This is a genomic window from Vibrio cincinnatiensis (assembly GCF_022113815.1).
GTDB lineage: Bacteria > Pseudomonadota > Gammaproteobacteria > Enterobacterales > Vibrionaceae > Vibrio > Vibrio cincinnatiensis_A.
The window spans coordinates 214,311-237,283 of record NZ_SGOM01000005.1; the positions used below are offsets into that span (position 1 = coordinate 214,311).

Here is a 22,973-nt window from a genome sequence, read left to right on the forward strand (position 1 = left end):
TGCCGATAAGCTGATGCCTAGCATCAGCTTTTTTTATTCTCACAGACCTTTTTTTCTCATATATTAAGAAAGATTTGTCTATGAAGGAGTTCGTCGATGCCCTCTAAAACCCCACCGGAAATTTTGACGCAGCGTACCGTTGCTCAATCTCAGCTTTTTTCGATAGAGGCGCTTGATCTCCGCTTCTCAAACGGGGAAGAACGAACCTATGAGCGCATGAAACCCAGTGGGCGTAATGCCGTTATGATGGTTCCAATTACTGAACAAGGCGATATTTTATTAGTGCGGGAATACGCCGTCGGGACAGAGCAGTATGAACTCGGCTTTCCCAAAGGTTTAATAGATCCTGGAGAATCTCCAGAGCAAGCCGCCATCCGAGAATTAAAAGAAGAAATCGGTATGGGAGCGACCCAACTCACACCATTGAAAGAAGTCGTACTAGCACCGTCTTATTTTTCCAGCCGAATGACCCTTTTTATTGCTCAGGGGCTATACTCAGAACAGTTAGAGGGTGACGAACCGGAACCATTAGAAGTCGTTCGCTGGCCTTTAGCTCAAGCAGAAGATTTGCTGACTCATCTCGATTTTAGTGAAGCTCGCAGTATTAGTGCTCTGCTGCTTACTCTCCGTTGTTTATCGGCCTCTCACATTCAGCGATAGGAAAGAGTATGCCAACTGTCAAAGATCTTGCCCATTTATTACCTGAAGTGATCAGCATTGCGCGCTCTGCTGGGCAGCTGATTCTGGATATTTATGAAAATAAATCCTATGAAGCGTTCACGAAAATGGATAATACCCCTGTTACAAGCGCCGATCTTGCGGCACACAAGCTTGTGACTGAACGGTTAAAAGAACTCACCCCCGACATCCCAGTATTATCAGAAGAAGCGGCTGACATCAGTTTAACTACCCGTGAAACTTGGCAACGATACTGGTTGGTCGATCCCTTAGATGGCACTCAAGAATTCATTGCACGCAGTGGTGACTTTGCCACCGTTATAGCTTTGGTTGAACATCATCAACCCGTCATGGGTGTAGTCTATGGGCCAGTGTCTGGTGTGACCTATTATGCCTACAAAGGAAAAGGGGCATGGAAAATTCCAGACATGTCAGAAAGCTTACGAATTCATAGCCACAAACATGAACTTCCCGGTCAATCTATCGCTATTGCGATTAGCCGCCGACAAGATATTAATCGTATTACGCAACGTTTAAGTGCACGATGGAACTATGAGTTAGTCCCCCTTGGTTCAGCGGCACTCAAAGCCTGCTTAGTGGCAGAAGGGGCCGTTGACTGTTACCTAAGGCTGGGCCCAACCGGTGAATGGGATACCGCCGCCACCCAATGTATTGTGGAAGAAGCCGGAGGGCGTATTCTCGATACTCAGCTCGACCCTCTCTCTTATAATGAACGGGATACACTAGAAAACCCCAATTTCATTGTTCTGGGGGATGCGGATTTACCTTGGCATGAAATCTTAACGGGTAAAAATTGACTGAAGCAGGGCATCTCGCCCTGCCCTACTAGAAACGCCCTTGCTGATTAAATGAATAGCGACCTAACCCATCAGGAGTCGGTAAATATTTCAACTGTTGTCCCAAGCTTGTAGGAAAATCTACGCCCGGTTTAAACCAAGCTTGAGTACTGAAACGCTGATCCGCTTGTACCTCCGCCGAGAATTCACTGCTCATCTGCGTATTCTGTTGACTACCGTGTATCGTCAATACATTTTGTTGACAGGACAAATCTGCCATAACTGGCCCCAGCGACAATTTACCCAACGGAGTCCCAACTTCACTTTGAGTCCAAGCCAACATCCCTTCCGCTTGAGCGCACCAAGGAGATTGATAGCGGTAATCTCGTAACGTGAGCTCTATTTGCCCTTGTAACGTCACGGGAACAGGGAGCCTTAAGTAAGGTTGTACCTGCTCAGCAGGTAAAGAAAACACCATATTCTGAGCAAATGGGCCCGAAAAGTCATATCCCACCACGCCTTTACCTTGTAGGCGTTGATCGCTTCCTCGGCCAAAACGAACATTAAGCTGCGCTTTAGCCTTTAATATGGCTGACCATTCCCATTGCCACTGTAGTTCTCCCCAATTTGTCTGTTGCCAACGCACCTGCTTGGCACTGCCATTCCACATCGTTCCACTCACACCTTGTACTGATAAGTGAGAGGGGAACGGAAGGTACGAAAAAACGACCTGGGCAGGTAAATGCACGACCGCACTGATTAACATAACCAATATAAATACGCTGATATAACCCACTATCGGTTTCATCTCATCCTACCCGTTTGAACTGCAAACGTTTGACATCAACCATACCCGAGGTTTTTCCTCGTTCGAGATCCATAAATTCAACATCAATACCTTGCCGCTCTTTTAAATACGCCAGCCATGCCACCAATTGAGAAAAAGGAAGCGGTTGAATCCAAACTTGCATCCTATCATCACGCGGCTGCACTCTGATCAGTTCAATCTTAAATTGCCCGGTGGATGATGCTATCACCTGATTCAACGGTTGAGTTGAGCGAACCACACCCCCCTTCTGGCGCAAGCTGACAATCTGATCCGCCGTCTTTTCTACCCACTGAAGCAGTTGTTTTTCCGTACTCATCCGCACTTTTGCGGCTTCACTCTGCTGATTCAATGGAGCAAGCACTCCCCAATAAAGTAAACCCAGCAATACAGCACCACCGCCAATCAGCACTAATCGCTGCTCACGCTGGCTGATGCTCTGCCACCATAATGCCAGAGTCATTAGTCTCTGTTTCATTCTTTACGCCCTGCCACAGCTTTAAGTACAAAGGAACCCAATACTCGATCAGCATTCTTATTTAATGGCCCCTGTTCAACCGTAAAATCTTGCGCTAACTTTACTCTCGCCTGCTCAAAAGTTTGAAAATCTGGGCCGCTGACTTCAATACGCAGTTCCCCACGATTAGCATCAAAACGTAAGCTTTGAATTTCCATCGCTTTCACCTGCCCAATACTGCCAGGTAACAAGTTAAGCCAGTGAAGTACGACTTCCTCTTGTGAGCCGCCCGACAGAGCCTTTAATTCATCACTCATTTGTCGTTTTAAATAGCTCACCGTAGGGATACGTTGTTTATCTGGGAAGATAGTTCTAAAAATACGTTCGCTTTCGCTGCGATAAGCCTGTGCGGTGACACTATCTTGATGAACATGTAACCCTTGACTGACAACAAGAATGATCAGTAAGAGAATGGCCGCCACGACAGCTTTACGCCAAATAAACCAATATTTCATCCACGAGGATTTAGGCTTAAAGCTTCCGGTCAACACATTGATTTTATGACGAAAGATTTCTTCGCAAAGCTGTGAAGCTAAGGGTTTTTCGAGACTTTCTCCCCATACCTGCTCTTCAGATAAAGGCAAATCAGGTAACGGCGTATAAGCGATAAGAGAAAGAGACTTATCCGGCCCCTTCACCCAATCAGTACGACAAAACCACGTTAACCACTCTTGTTCGACGCTAACACCAGCATGCTCGCCTTTACGAATCAGCCAATGCTGCCCCATCTGCAGCGCACTCAATCCTTCATGATTAACCGGTATGGCAAACACATCAGGAACCACACGTTTTACCGCTAGGCTGCATCGTTCAAGATGATCCAGCATCGATTGTAGCCAAACTCGATCCATGACTGCGACAAAAGCATGATCGCCCTGCCTATCCAATACGGAGAAATGCAGCTCATCCACATCCTGAGCTAATTCATCTTCCAGTAAATACGGTAAGATAGACGAAAATTGGCGACTGGCTCCTGATGGAATCATGACTTCAGTTAACAGCACATCACTGCTGGCTAATAAGACAGTGGTTGAACGCTGTGCCGCATGCGGGGCCAACTGTTCAAGTTGTTGCCAACTGGCCAGCTCTCCATGGTCTAGCACTTCCTGTTGTGAGGAAGACCAGACAAACCAAGGGATTGTCGCATTTTGTTGACTACTCAGCCGAACGATTAAGCTCTCGCTCACTGACTCCTCCATAGCGACGGCGTATCACCGTTGCATCCTTTTTATTACGACTATAAAACAGGCTGCGAATTCGTACCTGTGACGTATCCACCTTGACCTGTGCATCCAATTCAAAATATTGACTATCCACACTTAAGTAAGCTCGAGCTTCTTCTCGACGAGCCTTCTCGACTGCCGCAATTTGTGATTCAGCCAAAAAGCTTGCAACACTGTCCCAACCATCAAAGGGACGAGACTCTAACACGGCTTTAGCATTCGATTCATTTAAATATGGGCTAAACATTGCAACCAGTAACTTTGCTTGCTCTGGTGCAAGAGTATTGATATTTAACCGCCAATCTTGGTTGGGCAACGCACAGACATAAGGTGCGAGTAAACTCATCGTTTTGCCCCCCATTTGATAAACGGCCCGAAGCTCACTGCTATCGACTAATAACCCATTCGGAGCCAAATAAGCTGGAGTCATGGATTCATATAATGCATCTTCAGCCCCATTGGCCCGATTAACCCGATCATCTGCATCAATGAAATCCCACGTCGCATCGGCAATCGTTTCTGCTTGGTAATTCTCAACCTCCAGCTCGTCCAACAAGGCGCGCCAAACTCGATAAACATAAGGAGGCGTATTATTACTACTGAGCGCCAATCCAGAAAAAACATTGATATTAAAACACGCCTGCTTATCAACAATACTTCCCGTTACCTGGCCGTAATCGAGTGGATAAGTACGCTGGCTTTGTGCCCAAGGCTGATTCAGGTTAATGGTGTCGTTGTCTTTATAACTTTGTTCAATCGCCGCTTTCGCCAAAGCTTCAACCCCGATCGAATACCAATAGGCTTGTTGATAGCCCATTTGATGATTAGCTCGTTGAAACTGGCTGAACATCCGCTGAGACATGGTTGCCGCAATAGAAACCATAACGGCCAATAACAATAAAACAATGATGAGTGCCACGCCACGCTGATTATGATGACGAATCATTCATCTCTCCCTGCGCACCACCCGTTAACAAATAAACGCGCTCAACTTCGCCATAATCTTTTAAAGTTAAACCCACCGAAATCGCTTGAGGCAGAGCGTGTTCCATTTCCCATTTTTCCGACCATTGCCCATCGACATAGAAACGAACCGACCAAGTTTCAACACCCCTTAAGAGAGGTGCAACGATGGGTTCTTGTCCCGCTGGCGTATCAGGATAGCGCCACCATACCCGCTCTAATACCTGATCTTTTATTCGATAGCCGACCTTCAACACTTCCCCACGAGGAAATTGCTGCTGAGGGTTGTGCCAGCCAAGGCGTGTAAAACGCAGGCCTTTCGTGTCTGAATCCAGCAGGTAATCCTGCCATTGCACAAGTTGAGCAGAGGCTGACTCCCCTTGACTACGAAAAGATCGCAATGCCATCTGACGAAAATCCGTATCCATGATAATCATTGCCCGCTGCAACTCACTCAACCGAGCTTCTCGTTGAGCAGAAACGTGATTACTTTGCTGAACTTGATACAGCACCTGATAAGCTGCCACACTCAGGCTGGCAAAAATCGCCATTGCAACCAAAACCTCGATTAAGGTAAAGCCCTGTGTTTTCGCTTTACTTCGCCACATAGCTTCTTACCGTTACAATCGGAGAGCCTTTTGCCTCAGCCGCCACACTCACATCGAATGCCGCCAAGATTGAATTTGACGTTTTGACCGGAGACACTCGCCAATACCATGTTCTTCCTGCTAGTTCCTCTCGTCCCTCACGTTGGGCTAACGACTTTGCATTTAGATGCACTTTTGCCATCTGATTATCAGCCACCATAGCCGCAAAAGTTTTTTCTTCTAGGTAGCTAATTGTATTAACGTGTTGGGTCACCGCTCGAATCACACTGATAGCGGCGGTCGAAAAAATGGCTAAAGCAACCAACACCTCTAATAAAGTAAACCCTCGTTTATGGTTTATCATGTGGCTCTCCCGGTGCAAGTAAACGTATTTGTCCGTTGTCTTCCACTATGACCTGCCAGCCTGTATCTATATTTTGCTGGAGAGGATAAATGGAGAGATGAAACGGTGTTATCTCGCCACTTGATAAAATAAACACTTGAGGTTCAGGCGGTGCTTGCTGCTCTTTGTATTCCGCAAACATCTGATCATCGAATAAAGAACTGGGGATAAATAACCTGTCTTTGTCCTGCCAAGCGCCTCCGCCAACCGAAAATTCGAGACCGAGCCCCTCATCTAACGCTAACTGCGCAGCAAAGCCAATTTTATCTATCGGTTGCCACCCCTGTTCGTTGAATTGCAAAAAACTAATGCGATGTTTTTTTTCGTCCACTCGGAGTCCAAAATCCAAACCACTTAATAGCGCTTCTTCATTCAGTAATTGCAAACGTTGAAAAAGGCTTTGCGCACTTTTTTCAATTTCATCACTTTGTTTAGCCGGTAAGGTGGCAATCACAGCAACAGCACTGAGCGAGAGTAAAACTAACACCAGCATAATTTCGAGCAGGGTAAAACCGCGCTGCCATCTCATCGAACATCACCCAATACCTTTACCGTCAAGAAATGCATGATTACTGAAAATCTTGCAAATTCCAGTTACCAATGTCGGCATTCGCCCCTTCTCCCCCTTCCTGACCATCCGCGCCTAAAGTAAAAACATCAACACGACCATGTTCACCCGGGCTTAAATATTGGTAATCATTTCCCCAAGGGTCTTTCGGTAATCGACGAATATACCCATCCGCACGATAATTTCTTGGCTCTGGATTAGACGGTTTGCTCACTAAAGCCTCTAATCCTTGATCGGTGGTTGGATAGAGGCTGTTATCCAATCGATACATATCCAATGCATTTTCTAGCGCCACAATATCGGTGATCGCTTTTTGCTGATCGGCTTTATCTTTGTTTCCCAACAAATTAGGAACCACGACACTGGCAAGAATGCCTAAGATAACAACCACGACCATCACTTCCAGTAGAGTAAAGCCTGATTGTCTATTTGCTCTTTTATTCATAATTACTCCATCTTGCTCTCATCATCACTCGCCAACTAACGGCTCATTAAATTATTCATTTCTAAAATTGGCATTAATGTGGCCATCACAATAAATAGAACTAAGCCCGCCATCAGTGCAATCAACACGGGCGTAAAGATACCTAATGCAATATTAACGGTAGACTCAAAGCTGGCATCTTGGTTATCTGCTGCTCGTGTCAGCATGCTTTCCAGCTCTCCACTTTGCTCACCACTGGCGATCATATGCAGCATCATCGGAGGAAACAGTTTCGTCTGAGTCAAGGCATTACGTAGGCTTGACCCTTCTCGAACATTATCCACGGCAAATAACACTTGCTGTTTAACATACTGATTCGTCATCACATCAACCGCAACACGCATTCCATCAAGAATGGGAATGGCACTCGAGGTACAAATTGATAAAGTGCGAGCAAAGCGTGAGGTATTCAAACCTCGTGCAATTTTGCCTATCAGGGGCAAATACAACAGTTTTTGATGCCAATAGAGTCGAATGTGCGGCTTACCAAGTAACCACTTAGCTAAAGAGATAAGTCCCAGTATCAGCAGCAACAAAATTATCCCCCACTGCTGAATAAAATGACTGGCTGACAACAAAAACTGGGTGGAAGCCGGTAATGCTTGGCCCATTTGCACAAATTGCCCAATAATTTTCGGCACAACGGCCGCCAGCAAAAATGCCACTATCCCAACCGCAAAGACAACTAGAACAATCGGGTACAACAAGGCTTGAATTAGCTTTGAACGCATTTTTTGTCGGTTCTCAGCATAATCGGCCAACCGTTGTAAAATGGCATCTAAATGCCCTGATTTTTCTCCCGCAGCGACCATAGAGCGAAAAAGATCATCAAAAACATGAGGGTAATCACCCAAGCTATCGGCTAGCGTGTATCCCTCAGTCACTTTTGATCTCACAGCGGCCAACATGTTACGAATTTTGGGCTTTTCTGATTGTTCAGAAACAGCTTTCAAGCACTCCTCAAGGGGCATACCAGATTGCACTAATGTCGAAAGCTGACGCGTAAGTAAGGCTAAATCCGGCGTGCTGATTCCCCTCGGTTTTGTCCAACGGGCTTGTCGCGCTTTGGCCGCTTTCGCTTGTGTTTCCAGCACTTCGATAGGGATCATCCCCTGCTCTTTTAGGCGCTGACGCACCTGACGAGCATGGTCACCTTCGATGATGCCTTTCTTCTGCCTTCCTTTAGTATCCAGGGCCTTGTATTCAAATGCCGCCATTACGACTCCTTGGTCACTCGCATGACTTCTTCCAAAGAAGTCATGCCTTGGCGAACTTTATCTAAACCATCATCACGGATACTGGGCGTCTTACTGCGGATTGCCTGTTCAATGGCTTGCTCTCCCGCTTCACGGTGAATTAAAGCTTGTACTTCATCGTCAACCAACATGAGTTCGTGGATACCCGTTCGCCCGCGGTAGCCTTTAAAATTACATTTTTCACACCCATGGGCTCGGTACAACGTCAATGCTTCTTTTTTGCCCAAGTTAAACCATTTCTTCTGTTCTTTATTCGCCTCATAAGGTTCTTTACAATCTGGGCATAGCGTGCGAACCAAACGTTGGGCCAGTACCCCAAGTAGGGAGGATGAGATAAGAAATGGTTCAATACCCATATCACGCAAACGGGTAATGGCACCAATCGCGGTATTGGTGTGTAAGGTTGACATCACTAAGTGCCCCGTTAATGAGGCTTGAACCGCGATCTGAGCGGTTTCGAGATCACGAATTTCCCCAACCATCACGACATCTGGGTCTTGCCGAAGAATAGCTCTCAATCCGCGAGCAAACGTCATATCTACTTTCGGATTAACTTGAGTTTGACCAATGCCATCAATATCAAACTCAATAGGGTCCTCTACTGTAAGAATGTTACGTTCACTGCTGTTTAGCTCTTGTAGGCCAGCATATAACGTGGTTGATTTCCCCGATCCCGTTGGGCCCGTTACCAGAAAAATACCATGAGGACGTTCAATTAAATGACGGAAGTCGGCTTGGTTTTGCGCCGTCATTCCTAAACTGTGCAGATCAAGCCGTGTTGCGTTTTTATCAAGCAAACGCATCACTACACGCTCTCCATGAGAGGAAGGCATGGTTGACACGCGGACATCGACTGAACGGCCCCCAATACGGAGTGAAATTCGACCATCTTGCGGCACCCGCTTTTCAGCAATGTCGAGTTTAGCCATGACTTTGACGCGAGAGACTAATAGCGAAGACAGTTTGCGGCTGGGTGATAAGACTTCTCGTAATACGCCATCAACCCGGAAGCGAATAGAGAGTGTTTTTTCAAAGGTTTCAATATGAATATCCGATGCGCCTTCTTTAATCGCCTCACCCAGCATGGCATTAATCAATTTAATGATCGGAGCATCATCTTCTGATTCCAGTAGGTCTTCACTTTGTGGAAGCTCTTCGGCAAGCGAGAAAAAATCATCACTATCAGCCCCAATATCTTCCATTAGCTGACGCGCTTCTGAGGAGTCCCGCTGATATACTTCGGTCAACTTAGCTTCGAAAATCTCTGCGCTCAACGCCGTAAGTACAAACGGGCTTCTTAACACTCGTTTCACTTCAACCAATGCCAATAATGCAATAGGAGCAACGTAGTAAAGAATGGCTTGCTCTTGCTGAGCATCCCATTCCAACACTAACTTATGGCGATTCGCAAAGCTAAAAGGCAAGCGGCGAAGCCGTGGTTTATCCGATAACTCACTACTCATTATTGAGCATCCATTTGATCAAGAAATGCTTGAATTTCTGCTGCATGACGACGTTCTTCACCAAATTCAGGCAGGACAGGAATATGGCTATTATCCATCAACTTCAACCCTTGATCGGCTTTAAACAGTTGCTCGGCACGAATGTAATTATATTTGCGTTGGGTAATACCATCGGCGGTCATGCCATCACGGATAATGGTCGGTTTGATAAAGACCATCAGGTTTTTCTTTTCCACTTGAGTATTGGTTGAGCGGAAAAGTTGCCCTAAAAAGGGGATATCCCCCAGTAGTGGTACTTTTGATTCACTTTCTGCGGTACGTTCATCAATTAAGCCTCCAAGCACCAACATTTGTCCATCTTGTACCATGACCGAGGTATTGAGCTGACGCTTGGCAAAACGAACATCAACCGCCCCATTGGCCCCCAAGACATTGGACACTTCTTGCTCTATTGATAATTGAACCGAATCCCCTTCATTGATTTGAGGCACGACTTTTAGCTTAATACCGACTTCTTTACGTTCTACGGTTTGGAAAGGGTTGTCATTGTTTGAGCCAGCGGTAGAGCCCGTAAGCACAGGCACTTCTTCACCAACAATGAATGAGGCTTCACCGTTATCCATCACGGTAATACTTGGAGAAGAGAGAATATTGGTGCTAGAGGTGCTTGATACGGCACTAATTAGCGCTGTCCAGTCTCCCATCATAATGCCAACCGCGGCACCATTAATACCCGACAATGCAGAAGCCAGTGTTGAGTAATCACCGGATTCTGTATTCGTGTAAGGACGTCGATTACCATCTGAATCATAATAATATTCAGTGGTGGTCTGATCTTTAGCTTCTTCTAAACCGACCATCACTTGGCCAATTTGTGCTCCGGTATTACCGTATTGAATGACGGTACCATCTTTAAGTGAGCCCCACTGAACGCCTAAATTGATGCCATCGCCTTCCGCCATTTCAACAATTAAGGCTTCAATTAACACTTGAGCTCGGCGGATATCCAATTGTGAGATCACATCTAATAAGGCATTCATAATGTCTTGCGGTGCCGTAATCACAATTGAGTTCGTATCCGCATGAGCGGCTATCATCACTTTTCCGCCTTGCAATGAGCCGGATTTTTGCCCGCTCTGCTTTTCTGCTTGTAAATTCTCAGACACGCCTTGCAATACATTGACTAAATTTTCAGCTTTTGCGTATTTTAAATAGACCACGCGGTTGTTGCCTCGGGTCGCCATTTCAATATCCAGTTGTTTGATCAACCGTTTCAACCGTTCACGCACTTTAGGATCGCCAGAAATCAGAATCGCATTCGTGCGATCATCTGCAACAAATTTTGGCTGCAAAAATTCTGGGGTATTTTTTGAATCACTCGCTTTGCTCAGCGCTTCAACAATACGAACCATTTCTGAGGCAGAGGCATTTTTCAGTTCCACCATTTCAATATCTTTGTCACCCGCTTGATCCACTCGACGAATGATATCGGCTAAGCGATTGACCACCGCTGCACGTCCCGTGATCAAAATAATATTGGCCGGGTCATAGTGAACAACGTTCCCAGCGCCTGCGTTATCAATCAATTGACGCAACAATGGGGATAATTCTCGTACCGAGACATTTTTAACCGCAACCACTTGTGTAATGACATTGTCGCCGTTAGCACGATCATCACTGCCTAAAACGGGAATGGCTGAGGTTTTGGCATCTTTAGCCCGAATAACTTTAAGGACACCGTTATCCATCTCAACCACGGCGAAACCATAAACTTCCAGTACATTCAAAAAGAAGCTGTAATATTGCTCACCACTTAATGTGTCATAGCTGCGAACATCAATTTTCCCTCGCACTGATGGATCAACAATGATGGTTTTTTCTAAGTTTCGACCAACAATATTAATAAATTCTTGAATATCCGTACCTTTAAAACTGGCACTAAATGCTTCATTTGCGAAGGCGATGGGTGAAGCAAGTAAACTTCCAGCTAGCAGCCATACACTTTTATTAAGCCAATGCTTCACACAACACTCCCTGATTAATTACTGCCACTTGGCCATTAAAATTGAATATAGATATCATGTGGTTGTCCATCACGCTCTACCGTAAGGTTAAGTTCGGTCAGATCCGATACGGATTCAAATACCTGAGTCATGACACTGGGATCGGTTAAATCTAAGCCATTCAGTTGAATGGCAATATCACCGGCCTGTAACCCAACTGCTTCAAATAACGCAGGATCTTTACCCGGGCTAACCCGATAGCCGATGACCTGATCATCCTGTTTAACCTGCGATAGAGAGACATATTTAAAAACTTCTTGTGGGTTACGGCTAATTTCGGTTCGAATGGAGGTCAGTTTGTCTTCAATTGATGATGTTAGCGTTGATGTTGAGCGGTCTGGTGTTTGAATGACAGGGGCTTGATAGTCTCGGCCTTCCAGCATCAAGGTTTCATCTCGCCCTGCATTATCAATGATCACCCGATCAGCAAACACCGCTTTTAATTGCGCCCGTGTTCCCTCAACTTCCTCATTCAACCCATAAGTATTCTGCTGACCTCGGTTAGCAATAACGGCCAAACTGCGCGCTTGTTCTGTACTTGCCACAACACCAACCAATGTTAAGTTAAGACGAGTCGGCGGCGCATCTACTTTTACTGTAGTTGTGACTGGAGAGGCAGTTTGTACAACGTAACGGCCAAATAAATCGCTATTTTTCAGCGACTGTATGTTGAGACGAAAAGGCGTTGATACAGAGGAAACACTCGTTGATGTCCATGACATTACACTCGGTTTAGGCTGTAAAATCAGCCATAGACTCTGCCCCACTAACCACGCTGCTAGCGCGATTCCGACGATAGTGAGCACTTGGCTGATTGGCGATTGCCAACGTAAGATCAAAGGCCAACATCCATTTATGTTCCATCGGTTAAAGTCCATTCGTTTCACACTCTATTCCTAATGATATTTCATTAATATAAATGACGTCGCGGTATAACTTTAAATTCAATCGGTTAATATACATGAGCACAATAACCAGTGCGACAGATGCCTTAATTTTCTTGTGATAAGTGTGGCATTCCACTTGAAAAATGGCTAAATGGTCACCATTGTGTTGAGAACTATGCGTCTCCCTTCTACTTGCCTTGCCGACAAGTGGCTGATTGATTCAGATACGTTCAGGTTAAGAAAGGTTTCAGCACGCAATTAGAACCATTAGAGGTAATTTTTCAAGATGAGTTCCCCTTCAGCAGCGATTCGGCTGGATAAATGGCTATGGGCCGCAAGATTTTATAAAACTCGCTCAGTCGCGCGAAATATGGTTGATGGTGGGAAAGTCCACTATAATGGGCAGCGAAGCAAACCCAGTAAAATCGTTGAAATTGGAGCAACCATAACCTTACGTCAGGGCAATGAAGAAAAAACCATTATAGTGGAACAATTATCAGAGCAAAGACGAGGGGCTCCTGAAGCTCAAACCCTTTATCGAGAAACCAGTGACAGTATCGCTAAACGTGAACGTCAAGCATTGGCTCGTAAACTTAACGCCCATAACCCGAGTCCGGATCGACGCCCAGATAAAAAACAACGCCGCGATCTTCTCAAGTTCAAACATCAATAAATTAGCCGGATTACTCCCTATGACAACAAAAACCATGGCCAATAACCAATTACATCGCTACCTATTTGAAGATTTGTCGGTACGTGGCGAACTGGTCCAACTGGATGACGTATTCCAACAGATCATCACCAGCCAAGAGTATCCTCAGCCGATACAAACTCTACTTGGTGAACTACTGGTGGCAACAACATTATTGACGGCAACGCTAAAATTTGAAGGCTCAATCACCCTACAGTTGCAAGGTGATGGCCCGGTATCTCTTGCTGTGATCAATGGGGATAACCAACAGAAAGTACGTGGTGTTGCTCGCTGGCAAGGAGAGATTGCGGACAATGCCAACTTACATCAATTGATGGGGAAAGGGCATTTAGTCATTACCATTGAACCGAAAAAAGGTGAACGTTATCAAGGCGTAGTCGGATTAGAAGGCGATAATCTCGCTCAAGTTTTAGAAAGCTATTTCTTACGTTCTGAACAGTTAAAAACTCGCTTATGGATTCGAACCGGCGAACACGCAGGAAAACCGCATGCTGCAGGTATGTTGCTACAAGTCATGCCCGATGGTACTGGTACGGAGCATGATTTCGAACACCTAGAGCAGCTAACCAATACGGTTAAAGATGAAGAGTTATTTAGCCTAGAAGCCAATGAACTTTTATACCGCCTCTATAATCAGGAAAAGGTTCAGTTGTTTACTCCACAAGCGGTTGAATTCAAATGTGGCTGCTCACGAGAGCGCAGCGCAGCCGCTATTGTCACCATCGACAGAGAGCAAATTAATACCATTTTAGCAGAAGAAGGCGTTGTCGCGCTGCACTGTGATTATTGTGGTACAACCTACTCTTTTGATCGTACACAAATAGCAGAATTGTTTGAGAACCCATCCTCAGATCAACCCACTCTTCATTAATTTTCTTAGCTTAACAAGCACGAAAAAAGCCAGCCACAGCCAGCTTGTCGCTGGCTATTTTTTTGCTTTAAAATCCAGAAAAATCAATAATTACCACAACCGTACGCCATACTTATTTTCTGATTAATATTAATCATTTTCTCTAGTACAACGCTTTGTGCCCAAGATAGAATAGATAAGCCAATATCTGTGACGGGTTACATAAAACCTCAAATAAAGCATGGACAATCTTTGAGCTAGCTCCCTGTTTTTTACCTACCCCGTTGCTAGCATGGTGAGCAGACAACAATTACAAACATTTATACAAAATCCCTACAAAATTCTTATTAAGGAGCACCTATGACCGTTATGGAACAAAACAAGGCTGCACAATTAGATCTTACTCAATATGGCATTACTGACGCGACAGAAGTCATTCGCAACCCCAGTTATGACCTGCTATACACAGAAGAAACTCGCACTGATTTAGAAGGCTACGAAAAAGGTGTAGTCACTGAACTGGGCGCGGTTGCAGTGGATACCGGTATTTTTACTGGCCGCTCACCAAAAGATAAATTCATTGTTAAAGATGAGACCACTCGCGACACCTTATGGTGGACATCTGAACAAGCGAAAAACGATAACAAACCGATCACCCAAGCAGTCTGGAATGAACTTAAGTCATTGGTCAGTAAGCAGCTATCAAACAAACGTTTGTTTGTAGTTGATGGCTACTGTGGTGCTAACGCAGATACTCGTTTATGCGTACGTTTTATTACTGAAGTAGCGTGGCAAGCTCACTTTGTGAAAAATATGTTTATCCGCCCATCAGAAGATGAATTGGCCAGCTTCACTCCTGATTTTGTCGTTATGAATGGAGCAAAATGCACCAATGATAAATGGCAAGAGCAAGGACTGAACTCCGAGAACTTCACTGTTTTTAACCTGACAGAGAAAATGCAGCTGATTGGTGGGACTTGGTATGGCGGCGAAATGAAGAAAGGTATGTTCGCGATGATGAACTACTTCCTGCCGCTACAAGGTATCGCTTCTATGCACTGTTCAGCGAACATGGGTAAAGACGGTGATGTGGCTATTTTCTTCGGCTTGTCTGGTACAGGAAAAACGACACTTTCCACCGATCCAAAACGTGCCTTAATTGGTGATGATGAGCATGGCTGGGATGATGACGGCGTCTTTAACTTCGAAGGGGGTTGCTACGCAAAAACCATCAAACTGTCTAAAGAAGCAGAACCGGATATTTATAATGCTATCCGTCGTGATGCACTACTAGAGAACGTGACCGTTCGTGGTGATGGCTCGATTGACTTTGATGACGGTTCGAAAACCGAAAACACGCGAGTCTCTTACCCGATTTATCATATCGAAAATATCGTTAAGCCAGTCTCAAAAGGTGGCCATGCGAATAAGGTGATCTTCCTGTCTGCGGATGCTTTTGGCGTATTACCTCCCGTTTCTAAGCTAACCGCAGAGCAAACAAAATATCACTTCTTATCCGGCTTTACAGCAAAACTGGCGGGTACAGAACGTGGAATTACTGAGCCAACACCTACATTCTCCGCTTGTTTTGGCGCCGCATTCTTAACTCTGCACCCAACCCAATATGCAGAAGTGCTCGTGAAGCGTATGGAAGCTGTTGGTGCTGAAGCTTATCTGGTCAATACAGGCTGGAATGGTTCAGGTAAACGTATCTCGATCAAAGATACCCGCGGCATCATCGATGCAATTCTTGATGGCTCTATCGAGCAGGCAGAGACAAAACAAATTCCAATCTTTAATTTGGAAATTCCAACCTCTTTACCTGGCGTTGATCCGGCGATTCTTGATCCTCGTGATACTTATGTGGATCCTTTGCAGTGGGAAAGCAAAGCCAAAGATCTCGCGTCTCGTTTCATCAACAACTTTGAGAAGTATACAGACAACGCAGAAGGTAAAGCTCTGGTTGCTGCAGGACCACAATTGGATTAATTGTGATAACTCACTAGCAAAGCCCCTCATCGAGGGGCTTTTTTAGTTGAAGCAAAACGAGATTTGCTCCAAGCTTGTTTTGGGTCTAGATGAAATAAACATTAGGGAACAATGAAAAAATTCGTCGCCTTAGGGATAGGATGCTTCACATTACTGCTGATGGTTATTTTACTCACTATCACTCTGTTGCATACTCGCTATTTAACACCAAGTACTCAATGGTTAACTGCTCGTCTATGGCCAGAACGCTTTACTTTTAGCCAAGTTGAATACCACTACCCTCTACATTTTCGTTTTTCTAACCCAACCATTGCACTTGGTAAGCAAACACTCCCTCTTCAGCAGCTCGATATCTGGTTAAATCCTCGATTCATTAAGCAAGGGAAGTGGCAAGTGGATAGCCTATTGATCGATGGTGGAAATTTTGCTTCTGGGCTTCCACGTGATGCCATCCCAACGCAATGGGAAATAGCCCACCTAGCCCTACATAATATTGATTTTGCTCACCATGGTTTGATCGCCCGCGGCGTCAATTTACAAATTCATCGGCCACAATGGTTAGAAGAAAAACAGTGGCTTCCTTATGGTGAAATACAACTCAGCGCAGAACAATTTTATTGGCAAGGAGAAGCCATCAATTCACTGCTCATTGATGCACACTATCAACCGCAAGACAGCACCATTTATGGCGCTTCATTTGAATGGAATGGAGCACAAATTTCTGGGCAAGCAGAGCAATACCCTGCGGGGTGGTCACTAGTCAATACCACCATCAACCAACTCAATGTGACAGAAAAAACCCTTGATTCCCTCCACTCTTGGTGGCCAATGATCCAACCGTATCTACAGCACATAAATAGTTTGGATATCTTGCACAGCCATCTTTCTTTCCATGATATAGCGATGGAAAATATTAATCTGTCTATTGAGAATATCGATTTGTATCGCTCGATTTGGCAGCAAGAAGAAGCTTATCTTTCACTGAATGCTGATAAAATTCAATGGCAGCAGCTCGCTTGGATAGAACCCGCTTTTCAGCTCACATTGGAGCCACAACAAGTCACTATTCACAACTTTAATTCACAACTGTTACAAGGCTATATGCAGTTTGCGGGGCAGCTTTCTCCAACCCACCTCCATGTTGAACAATTAACGCTCAGCGGGATTAAATGGCTTGATGAGCCACTTCCCACTCCGACATGGCCCAATATCTTCAATCAGATTCAGCGCATTACCTTAAATCAACTCCGTGCTCATAACCTACAGATCATTCAACTTGCACCTCCCCCTGTTTGGCAATTATCCGGGCTGAATGTTGAGGGAAATCAGTTGGAAGTGATGAAACAGGGCCATTGGGGGTTATGGAATGGCCAACTGACCCTCAGTGCCAACAGTGCCAGTATTGCAGACCTCATTGCGACACAAGGCATCATAGAAATGCAAAGCCAGCAAGGAAACTGGCAGTTAACGCGTGCTTTTTTTCCTTTACCACAAGGATACATCGACTTGGTGGCAGGCTGGCATTTTGCCAAACCCAGTGCTCCATGGTACATCGAACTTCACACAGACAGCTTACCATTAAAGCCTTTTAATGCTTGGCTAACACTGCCTTTTAAGTTGGAGGCCTTTGCCGACATTGAACTACAACTGCATGGATTATCCGGTGACTACGCCATGTTGGGCCACTCTTTAGGGGGAGAGGCGCAAGCTAACTTACACTCTGGGCTTCTCTCTTTTCAGCAACAAGAGGCGCTCACCATTCAACCTTTTCAACTTGATGCACTTCAGTTAAAAGCGGATCGAGGCCGAATCCTCCTGCCTGAATCGACCTTACTAGGGCCAGCCTTATCGGCGAAACTCTCTGGGGCTCTGGATTTACTCACCCCCACACAAGGGAAGTTAGAACTTAACTTGATACAAGACTGCCAGTTCATCCAATTTGATTTGTTGCGTAATCGGCAGCAAAGCCAACTGAATCATCGCTGCTCGGTTACCCACTCAGACGAGCCTGTTCAATAATTCGTAGATAATCAGGGATCAGCATATAAGTTCCAATAAACTCAACCGCTTCGGTATCACCGCTGCTGATGTCCACCTTCACGACAATACGTGCTTTACGGCCTGAAGCTAATCGGTCCAAATCACCGCTCATTTCGTCGAGGGACGTTGAGGCAACAGGGTTATGAACCACCGGATGGCGATAACGAATTTTGCTATCCACCAATACAATATCCCCCTCTAGCTCACGCTCTCGCATCAGTAACCACGCCATTCCCCAACCGGTTAAGGTGGCTAATGTAAACGCAGAGCCTGCAAACAACGTATTATGAGGGTTTAAATTAGGGTTAAGCTGCGCACTGCATTGAAATTGATATCCCGTATACTGCTGTACTTTTATCCCCATTTTTTCACTGATAGGAATATGGGCCGCCCAGCGCTCCTGTAACTCACTGCACCATTCTGGTTTGCGAATCACATTCGCCATGGGATCGAGTGGCTTAACCATTTGTTGATGACGAACCGGACCACGTTCATCGGTCAGGGCTCCCCGTCGCTCAAAGCCATTTTTAGCATAAAACGCAATCGCATCTTCACGGGCATTACAGACGAGCCGCTTGGCCCCATCTTGTCGAGCGAGCGATTCAAGTGCAATGAGTAATAATGAGCCCATCCCTTTATTACGGCGACTCGACTTCACCGCCATATAGCGAATCTGCCCTTCACAATCAGGGGTGATATACAAGCGACCAATTGCCATTGGCCGCCCTCGCCCATCAACAATCATTCGATGATGGCTCATTGAATCATATTCATCTCGTTCTGAGCCAATCGGCATTTGCCAAGGCTCACGTAACATCTGCCAACGAAAATAGTAATACTTATTGAGCTGATTCTCCGTTTTCGGCGTAATAAGTTTGAACATAGATTCCCTTCCAAAGATCGCGAAAAGACGCGCCAGTTAAACCTGCAACCAAAAGGTTACTGGGCCATCATTAATGAGTGACACTTTCATATCTTGCGCAAAACGGCCTCGTTGAGTAGGCAACATCGTTGCACATAAATCCGAAAAATAATTATACAGATGCTCCGCTTGCTGAGGTGCCGCACCTCGAGAAAATCCCGCTCGCGTACCTTTTTTCGTATCCGCAGGCAAGGTGAATTGAGATACCACTAAAAGGCTTCCACCCACATCTTTAACACTCAGGTTCATCTTCCCAGCATCATCTTCAAATACTCGATAACTGCTCACCCGCTCAACAAGGCGCTGGGCTTTCGCTTCGGTGTCATCACGTTCCACCCCCAGCAAGACCAATAAACCTTGTTCAATTTGTCCAACCGTCTCCCCATCCACCCTTACAGAGGCTTCACTCACTCGTTGAATCAACGCGATCACTGTTAGTTTCTCCTTGTTTTTTTTCTAATCGGGTAGAGGAGTCTATCACGTTCACGGTTCGTCTCCACTGCTCGCTTTCTCCAAGAGCCGCAGTCACTTCCGCTCCCACAAGCACTATCAGCCAACATAAATAAACCCAAACGAATAAAATAGGAATGGCGGCCAGTGCACCATAGATCAACTGATAAGAAGGAAATTGCGTAATATAAATCGCAAAGGCTTTTTTACTCAATTCAAATAAAATGGCGGCAACGAATGCCCCGGAGAGTGCATGCAAAAATCTCACTTTTTTATTGGGCACCAACACATAGAGCCCAATGAAAGCGAATAAAGACAGCAGAAAAGGGAGTCGCCGCAAGAAGAAATTAAAAGCACCACTTAACGCTTCACTATCCAGCAATTTTAACGACGTAATATAAGAGGTAACCGCAATGCTAGTACCAACCAATATTGGCCCTAGCGTTAAAATCATCCAATACATAGAGAAAGAAAAAACTGGACGACGCTTATTACGCACTCGCCAAATATAGTTTAAGTTCTTATCAATATTTGAAATAAGCATCAACGCGGCAACAAATAAGAAGGCCCCTCCCACCGCAGTCATTTTTCCAGTATTGGTGACAAATTCAAGTAATGCTTGGCTGACCGCATCTCCCGCAGCGGGCACAAAGTGGGTGATCACAAAGTCCTGGATGACCTCCCCCACATTATCAAAAATGGTAAAAGAGGAAAGAATCGACAATAGCACCGTCAGCATCGGCACAATGGATAACAGAGTAATATAAGCCAGATATCCTGCGTTAATATTGATTCGGTCATGCGCCATTCGATTCAATAAATAGCGACCAAAACGCAGACTACGCTTAATAAAAGGCTCTAACTGCACACGCTCTCCTTCCTCGAAGCCTTATTCGTCTAATTATTCTACTGAAAAAACAGCAAAAATACCTAATCTAGATAATTTTGCTGTTCTTAAACAATAAAAAAGCCCTTAACCATTACAGCTAAGGGCTAAATAATCCAGTTTAATGATTATTTATTATCACGTGCCGCACGTTTACGATCGTTTTCCGTTAAATGCTTCTTACGAATACGGATGCTCTTTGGCGTGACTTCAACCAGTTCATCATCATCGATAAACTCTAATGCTTGCTCAAGAGTATATTTAATCGGCGGAGTTAATACTTGCGCTTCATCCGTACCAGAAGCACGAACGTTAGTCAGCTGTTTGCCTTTCAGACAGTTAACCGTTAAATCGTTTGAACGGTTATGAATCCCTACGATCTGACCTTCATACACTTCATCTGCATGCTCGGTAAACAGACGTCCACGTTCTTGTAGGTTAAATAAAGCATAAGTCAGGGCTTTACCCGTAGCATTTGAGATTAAAACACCATTCATACGCTGACCAATATCACCACCTTTGTGTGGACCATAGTGATCAAACGTATGATAAAGCAGACCGGAACCAGAAGTCAGAGTCATGAACTCGGTTTGGAAACCAATCAAACCACGTGAAGGCATGACGAAATCGAGACGTACACGACCTTTACCATCTGGAGACATATCTTTCAGTTCACCTTTACGTAAACCGATTTTCTCCATAATGCCGCCTTGGTGCTCTTCCATCACATCAATAGTGACGGTTTCAAACGGTTCCATCAGTTGACCGTTTTCTTCTTTCAAAATAACTTCAGGACGAGAAACAGCCAGTTCAAAGCCTTCACGACGCATATTTTCAATCAAGATAGAAAGATGCAGTTCACCACGGCCAGACACACGGAATTTATCAGGATCATCTGTTTGCTCTACACGCAGCGCAACGTTGTGCACCAATTCTTTTTCTAGACGCTCAAGAATATTACGTGAAGTAACAAATTTACCTTCTTTACCCGCAAATGGTGATGTATTCACTTGGAATGTCATGGTCACAGTCGGTTCATCAACACTCAGTGGTTTCAGGGCTTCAACGGCATTGACATCACAAATGGTATCAGAGATTTTCAACTCACCAAGACCTGTAATCGCAACGATATCTCCCGCTGTCGCTTGCTCTGTTTCTGAACGTTGTAGGCCTAGATAACCCAGTACCGTTCCAACTTTACCGTTACGCTTTTTACCATCAGCAGAAATAATGCTGACTTGCTGGTTTGCTTTCACCGTACCACGTGTAACACGGCCTACACCAATAACACCAACGTATGAGCTGTAATCAAGCTGAGAGATTTGCATCTGTAGCGGGCCATCAAGATCAACTTGTGGTGGCTCAACATTATCAACAATAGCTTGGAACAGAGGTTCCATGTTTTCGCCCGTTTCACCTTCTTCCAGTGTTGCCCAACCATTCAATGCTGATGCATAAACAACTTGGAAATCCAGTTGCTCATCACTGGCCCCTAGGTTATCAAATAGATCAAATACTTGATCCATAACCCAATCAGGACGAGCGCCCGGACGGTCAATTTTGTTAATAACCACGATAGGTTTCAAACCATGAGCAAACGCTTTTTGTGTAACGAAACGCGTTTGTGGCATTGGCCCGTCAACGGCATCAACGATTAAGCACACACAGTCAACCATTGACATAATACGCTCAACTTCACCACCGAAGTCAGCGTGTCCCGGAGTATCAACGATGTTAATGCGGTAATCGTTCCAATTAATTGCGGTATTTTTCGCCAAAATGGTGATACCACGCTCTTTTTCTATATCGTTCGAGTCCATGACTCGCTCTTCGATGTCACCACGAGACTCTAGCGTGCCCGACTGCTGGAGTAGTTTATCCACCAAGGTCGTTTTGCCGTGGTCAACGTGCGCGATGATCGCGATATTTCTTAATTTTTCAATCTGTGGAGTAGCCATGGAGTTTTGCTTCACTTATTACACAAAGAGCCCATTTTTGCGGGAGTGCAAAAACGTAGCCTAAATTTCGGTTAAAAAAATGGTCAATAATGTACCAGATTTTGGCGAAAAACCTAGAAAAATGTGATCTGTCCCGGCCAATTTCGTCTTATTAGAGACTAGTCGGCGATTTCATTTAATACAAACCTTATCACGAACAGAAAATGCCGATTGACAAGATTCGAAATAGTCGGCTGAATGAAGCGTCTTTGCGAGAAACTGGTGCATACAAAAAACCAATCAGCACCAAATTGGTGCAACAGTGGATCATACTGGTGCAAACTAGAGCACCAAAATAAAACAAGACAAGCTAATTAATTGATTTTATGGACATTAACAATGTTGGCACGATTATCGCTGTAAAGAAATAGCATCGATTAAGTCACAGTAAAGCCATTAATCTATGCTGGTT

General features: G+C 45.0%; 22 protein-coding genes. 6 read left to right on the forward strand and 16 right to left on the reverse strand.

The features are described from left to right. The first annotated feature begins 96 nt into the window (after positions 1 to 96). Complete coding sequence (nudE, locus tag EXA13_RS08865; RefSeq protein WP_238132850.1) at positions 97 to 660, forward strand: ADP compounds hydrolase NudE; 564 nt, start codon at positions 97 to 99, stop codon at positions 658 to 660. An 8-nt stretch (positions 661 to 668) separates the two neighbouring features. Continuing rightward, entirely contained in the window at positions 669 to 1,496 is an 828-nt protein-coding gene (gene cysQ, locus EXA13_RS08870; protein WP_238132851.1) for a 3'(2'),5'-bisphosphate nucleotidase CysQ, read from the forward strand. Between the two features lie 28 nt (positions 1,497 to 1,524). Here the strand turns inward: cysQ and EXA13_RS08875 are convergent, their stop codons facing one another. From EXA13_RS08875 to gspC, 12 genes are read right to left on the reverse strand one after another with little or no spacing between them, the layout of a single operon-like run. Then, positions 1,525 to 2,283, reverse strand: a complete 759-nt coding sequence (locus tag EXA13_RS08875; RefSeq protein ID WP_238132852.1) for a type II secretion system protein N — start codon at positions 2,281 to 2,283, stop codon at positions 1,525 to 1,527. Position 2,284: 1 nt separating this feature from the next. After that, entirely contained in the window at positions 2,285 to 2,779 is a 495-nt protein-coding gene (locus tag EXA13_RS08880; RefSeq protein ID WP_238132853.1) for a type II secretion system protein M, read from the reverse strand. Beyond that, positions 2,776 to 4,005: a type II secretion system protein GspL gene (gspL, locus tag EXA13_RS08885; protein ID WP_238132854.1), complete on the reverse strand. Its 1,230-nt coding sequence runs from the start codon at positions 4,003 to 4,005 to the stop codon at positions 2,776 to 2,778. Before gspL ends, EXA13_RS08880 begins: the two co-directional genes overlap by 4 nt. Next, positions 3,974 to 4,987: a type II secretion system minor pseudopilin GspK gene (gspK, locus tag EXA13_RS08890; RefSeq protein ID WP_238132855.1), complete on the reverse strand. Its 1,014-nt coding sequence runs from the start codon at positions 4,985 to 4,987 to the stop codon at positions 3,974 to 3,976. The genes gspL and gspK overlap by 32 nt, the downstream gene beginning before the upstream one ends. Continuing rightward, complete coding sequence (gene gspJ / locus EXA13_RS08895) at positions 4,971 to 5,612, reverse strand: type II secretion system minor pseudopilin GspJ (RefSeq protein ID WP_238132856.1); 642 nt, start codon at positions 5,610 to 5,612, stop codon at positions 4,971 to 4,973. The genes gspK and gspJ overlap by 17 nt, the downstream gene beginning before the upstream one ends. Beyond that, positions 5,599 to 5,952, reverse strand: a complete 354-nt coding sequence (gene gspI, locus EXA13_RS08900) for a type II secretion system minor pseudopilin GspI (RefSeq protein ID WP_238132886.1) — start codon at positions 5,950 to 5,952, stop codon at positions 5,599 to 5,601. The genes gspJ and gspI overlap by 14 nt, the downstream gene beginning before the upstream one ends. Then, complete coding sequence (gene gspH, locus EXA13_RS08905) at positions 5,942 to 6,523, reverse strand: type II secretion system minor pseudopilin GspH (protein WP_238132857.1); 582 nt, start codon at positions 6,521 to 6,523, stop codon at positions 5,942 to 5,944. Before gspH ends, gspI begins: the two co-directional genes overlap by 11 nt. A gap of 40 nt (positions 6,524 to 6,563) precedes the next feature. Beyond that, positions 6,564 to 7,007 (reverse strand): type II secretion system major pseudopilin GspG, encoded by a 444-nt coding sequence (gene gspG, locus EXA13_RS08910; RefSeq protein WP_238132858.1) that lies wholly within the window; start codon positions 7,005 to 7,007, stop codon positions 6,564 to 6,566. 35 nt (positions 7,008 to 7,042) lie between these two features. Further along, entirely contained in the window at positions 7,043 to 8,263 is a 1,221-nt protein-coding gene (gspF, locus tag EXA13_RS08915; protein ID WP_238132859.1) for a type II secretion system inner membrane protein GspF, read from the reverse strand. Continuing rightward, positions 8,263 to 9,765: a type II secretion system ATPase GspE gene (gspE, locus tag EXA13_RS08920; RefSeq protein WP_238132860.1), complete on the reverse strand. Its 1,503-nt coding sequence runs from the start codon at positions 9,763 to 9,765 to the stop codon at positions 8,263 to 8,265. The genes gspF and gspE overlap by 1 nt, the downstream gene beginning before the upstream one ends. Next, on the reverse strand, positions 9,765 to 11,789 hold the full coding sequence (gene gspD, locus EXA13_RS08925; RefSeq protein ID WP_238132861.1) for a type II secretion system secretin GspD: 2,025 nt from the start codon (positions 11,787 to 11,789) through the stop codon (positions 9,765 to 9,767). Before gspD ends, gspE begins: the two co-directional genes overlap by 1 nt. A gap of 35 nt (positions 11,790 to 11,824) precedes the next feature. Continuing rightward, positions 11,825 to 12,706, reverse strand: a complete 882-nt coding sequence (gspC, locus tag EXA13_RS08930; protein WP_238132887.1) for a type II secretion system protein GspC — start codon at positions 12,704 to 12,706, stop codon at positions 11,825 to 11,827. A 295-nt stretch (positions 12,707 to 13,001) separates the two neighbouring features. On the opposite strand from gspC, the gene hslR reads away from it, so the two are divergent. The 4 genes from hslR (at position 13,002) to EXA13_RS08950 (ending at position 18,285) form a co-directional block, all read left to right on the forward strand. After that, the gene (gene hslR / locus EXA13_RS08935) at positions 13,002 to 13,388 is read left to right on the forward strand and encodes a ribosome-associated heat shock protein Hsp15 (protein WP_238132862.1); all 387 of its coding nucleotides are present in this window, start codon (positions 13,002 to 13,004) and stop codon (positions 13,386 to 13,388) included. 34 nt (positions 13,389 to 13,422) lie between these two features. Next, positions 13,423 to 14,298 (forward strand): Hsp33 family molecular chaperone HslO, encoded by an 876-nt coding sequence (gene hslO, locus EXA13_RS08940; protein ID WP_238132888.1) that lies wholly within the window; start codon positions 13,423 to 13,425, stop codon positions 14,296 to 14,298. 339 nt (positions 14,299 to 14,637) lie between these two features. After that, positions 14,638 to 16,266, forward strand: coding sequence for a phosphoenolpyruvate carboxykinase (ATP) (gene pckA / locus EXA13_RS08945; protein ID WP_238132863.1), 1,629 nt, complete (start codon positions 14,638 to 14,640; stop codon positions 16,264 to 16,266). Between the two features lie 111 nt (positions 16,267 to 16,377). Then, positions 16,378 to 18,285, forward strand: coding sequence for an AsmA family protein (locus tag EXA13_RS08950; RefSeq protein ID WP_238132864.1), 1,908 nt, complete (start codon positions 16,378 to 16,380; stop codon positions 18,283 to 18,285). Here EXA13_RS08950 and EXA13_RS08955 read toward each other — a convergent pair. The 4 genes from EXA13_RS08955 to typA all read right to left on the reverse strand — a co-directional run bounded on the left by EXA13_RS08955 (position 18,257) and on the right by typA (position 22,522). Then, positions 18,257 to 19,189, reverse strand: a complete 933-nt coding sequence (locus EXA13_RS08955; protein ID WP_238132865.1) for a bifunctional GNAT family N-acetyltransferase/hotdog fold thioesterase — start codon at positions 19,187 to 19,189, stop codon at positions 18,257 to 18,259. The genes EXA13_RS08950 and EXA13_RS08955 overlap by 29 nt on opposite strands. Positions 19,190 to 19,225: 36 nt before the next feature. Then, positions 19,226 to 19,660, reverse strand: a complete 435-nt coding sequence (dtd, locus tag EXA13_RS08960) for a D-aminoacyl-tRNA deacylase (protein WP_238132866.1) — start codon at positions 19,658 to 19,660, stop codon at positions 19,226 to 19,228. Continuing rightward, entirely contained in the window at positions 19,632 to 20,486 is an 855-nt protein-coding gene (locus EXA13_RS08965) for a virulence factor BrkB family protein (protein WP_430794482.1), read from the reverse strand. Before EXA13_RS08965 ends, dtd begins: the two co-directional genes overlap by 29 nt. A gap of 206 nt (positions 20,487 to 20,692) precedes the next feature. Further along, a complete protein-coding gene (gene typA / locus EXA13_RS08970; RefSeq protein ID WP_238132868.1) occupies positions 20,693 to 22,522 on the reverse strand; it encodes a translational GTPase TypA in 1,830 nt (609 codons plus the stop codon). Between the last annotated feature and the right edge of the window lie 451 nt (positions 22,523 to 22,973).

What these genes read in the sequence shown, in the direction of transcription:
- nudE (WP_238132850.1), top strand. Translation starts at nt 97, where the DNA reads ATGCCCTCTAAAACCCCACCGGAAATTTTGACGCAGCGTACCGTTGCT.
- cysQ (WP_238132851.1), top strand. Translation starts at nt 669, where the DNA reads ATGCCAACTGTCAAAGATCTTGCCCATTTATTACCTGAAGTGATCAGC.
- EXA13_RS08875 (WP_238132852.1), bottom strand. Translation starts at nt 2,283, where the DNA reads ATGAAACCGATAGTGGGTTATATCAGCGTATTTATATTGGTTATGTTA.
- EXA13_RS08880 (WP_238132853.1), bottom strand. Translation starts at nt 2,779, where the DNA reads ATGAAACAGAGACTAATGACTCTGGCATTATGGTGGCAGAGCATCAGC.
- gspK (WP_238132855.1), bottom strand. Translation starts at nt 4,987, where the DNA reads ATGATTCGTCATCATAATCAGCGTGGCGTGGCACTCATCATTGTTTTA.
- gspJ (WP_238132856.1), bottom strand. Translation starts at nt 5,612, where the DNA reads ATGTGGCGAAGTAAAGCGAAAACACAGGGCTTTACCTTAATCGAGGTT.
- gspH (WP_238132857.1), bottom strand. Translation starts at nt 6,523, where the DNA reads ATGAGATGGCAGCGCGGTTTTACCCTGCTCGAAATTATGCTGGTGTTA.
- gspG (WP_238132858.1), bottom strand. Translation starts at nt 7,007, where the DNA reads ATGAATAAAAGAGCAAATAGACAATCAGGCTTTACTCTACTGGAAGTG.
- gspF (WP_238132859.1), bottom strand. Translation starts at nt 8,263, where the DNA reads ATGGCGGCATTTGAATACAAGGCCCTGGATACTAAAGGAAGGCAGAAG.
- gspE (WP_238132860.1), bottom strand. Translation starts at nt 9,765, where the DNA reads ATGAGTAGTGAGTTATCGGATAAACCACGGCTTCGCCGCTTGCCTTTT.
- gspC (WP_238132887.1), bottom strand. Translation starts at nt 12,706, where the DNA reads ATGGACTTTAACCGATGGAACATAAATGGATGTTGGCCTTTGATCTTA.
- hslR (WP_238132862.1), top strand. Translation starts at nt 13,002, where the DNA reads ATGAGTTCCCCTTCAGCAGCGATTCGGCTGGATAAATGGCTATGGGCC.
- hslO (WP_238132888.1), top strand. Translation starts at nt 13,423, where the DNA reads ATGGCCAATAACCAATTACATCGCTACCTATTTGAAGATTTGTCGGTA.
- pckA (WP_238132863.1), top strand. Translation starts at nt 14,638, where the DNA reads ATGACCGTTATGGAACAAAACAAGGCTGCACAATTAGATCTTACTCAA.
- EXA13_RS08950 (WP_238132864.1), top strand. Translation starts at nt 16,378, where the DNA reads ATGAAAAAATTCGTCGCCTTAGGGATAGGATGCTTCACATTACTGCTG.
- EXA13_RS08955 (WP_238132865.1), bottom strand. Translation starts at nt 19,189, where the DNA reads ATGTTCAAACTTATTACGCCGAAAACGGAGAATCAGCTCAATAAGTAT.
- EXA13_RS08965 (WP_430794482.1), bottom strand. Translation starts at nt 20,486, where the DNA reads ATGGCGCATGACCGAATCAATATTAACGCAGGATATCTGGCTTATATT.
- typA (WP_238132868.1), bottom strand. Translation starts at nt 22,522, where the DNA reads ATGGCTACTCCACAGATTGAAAAATTAAGAAATATCGCGATCATCGCG.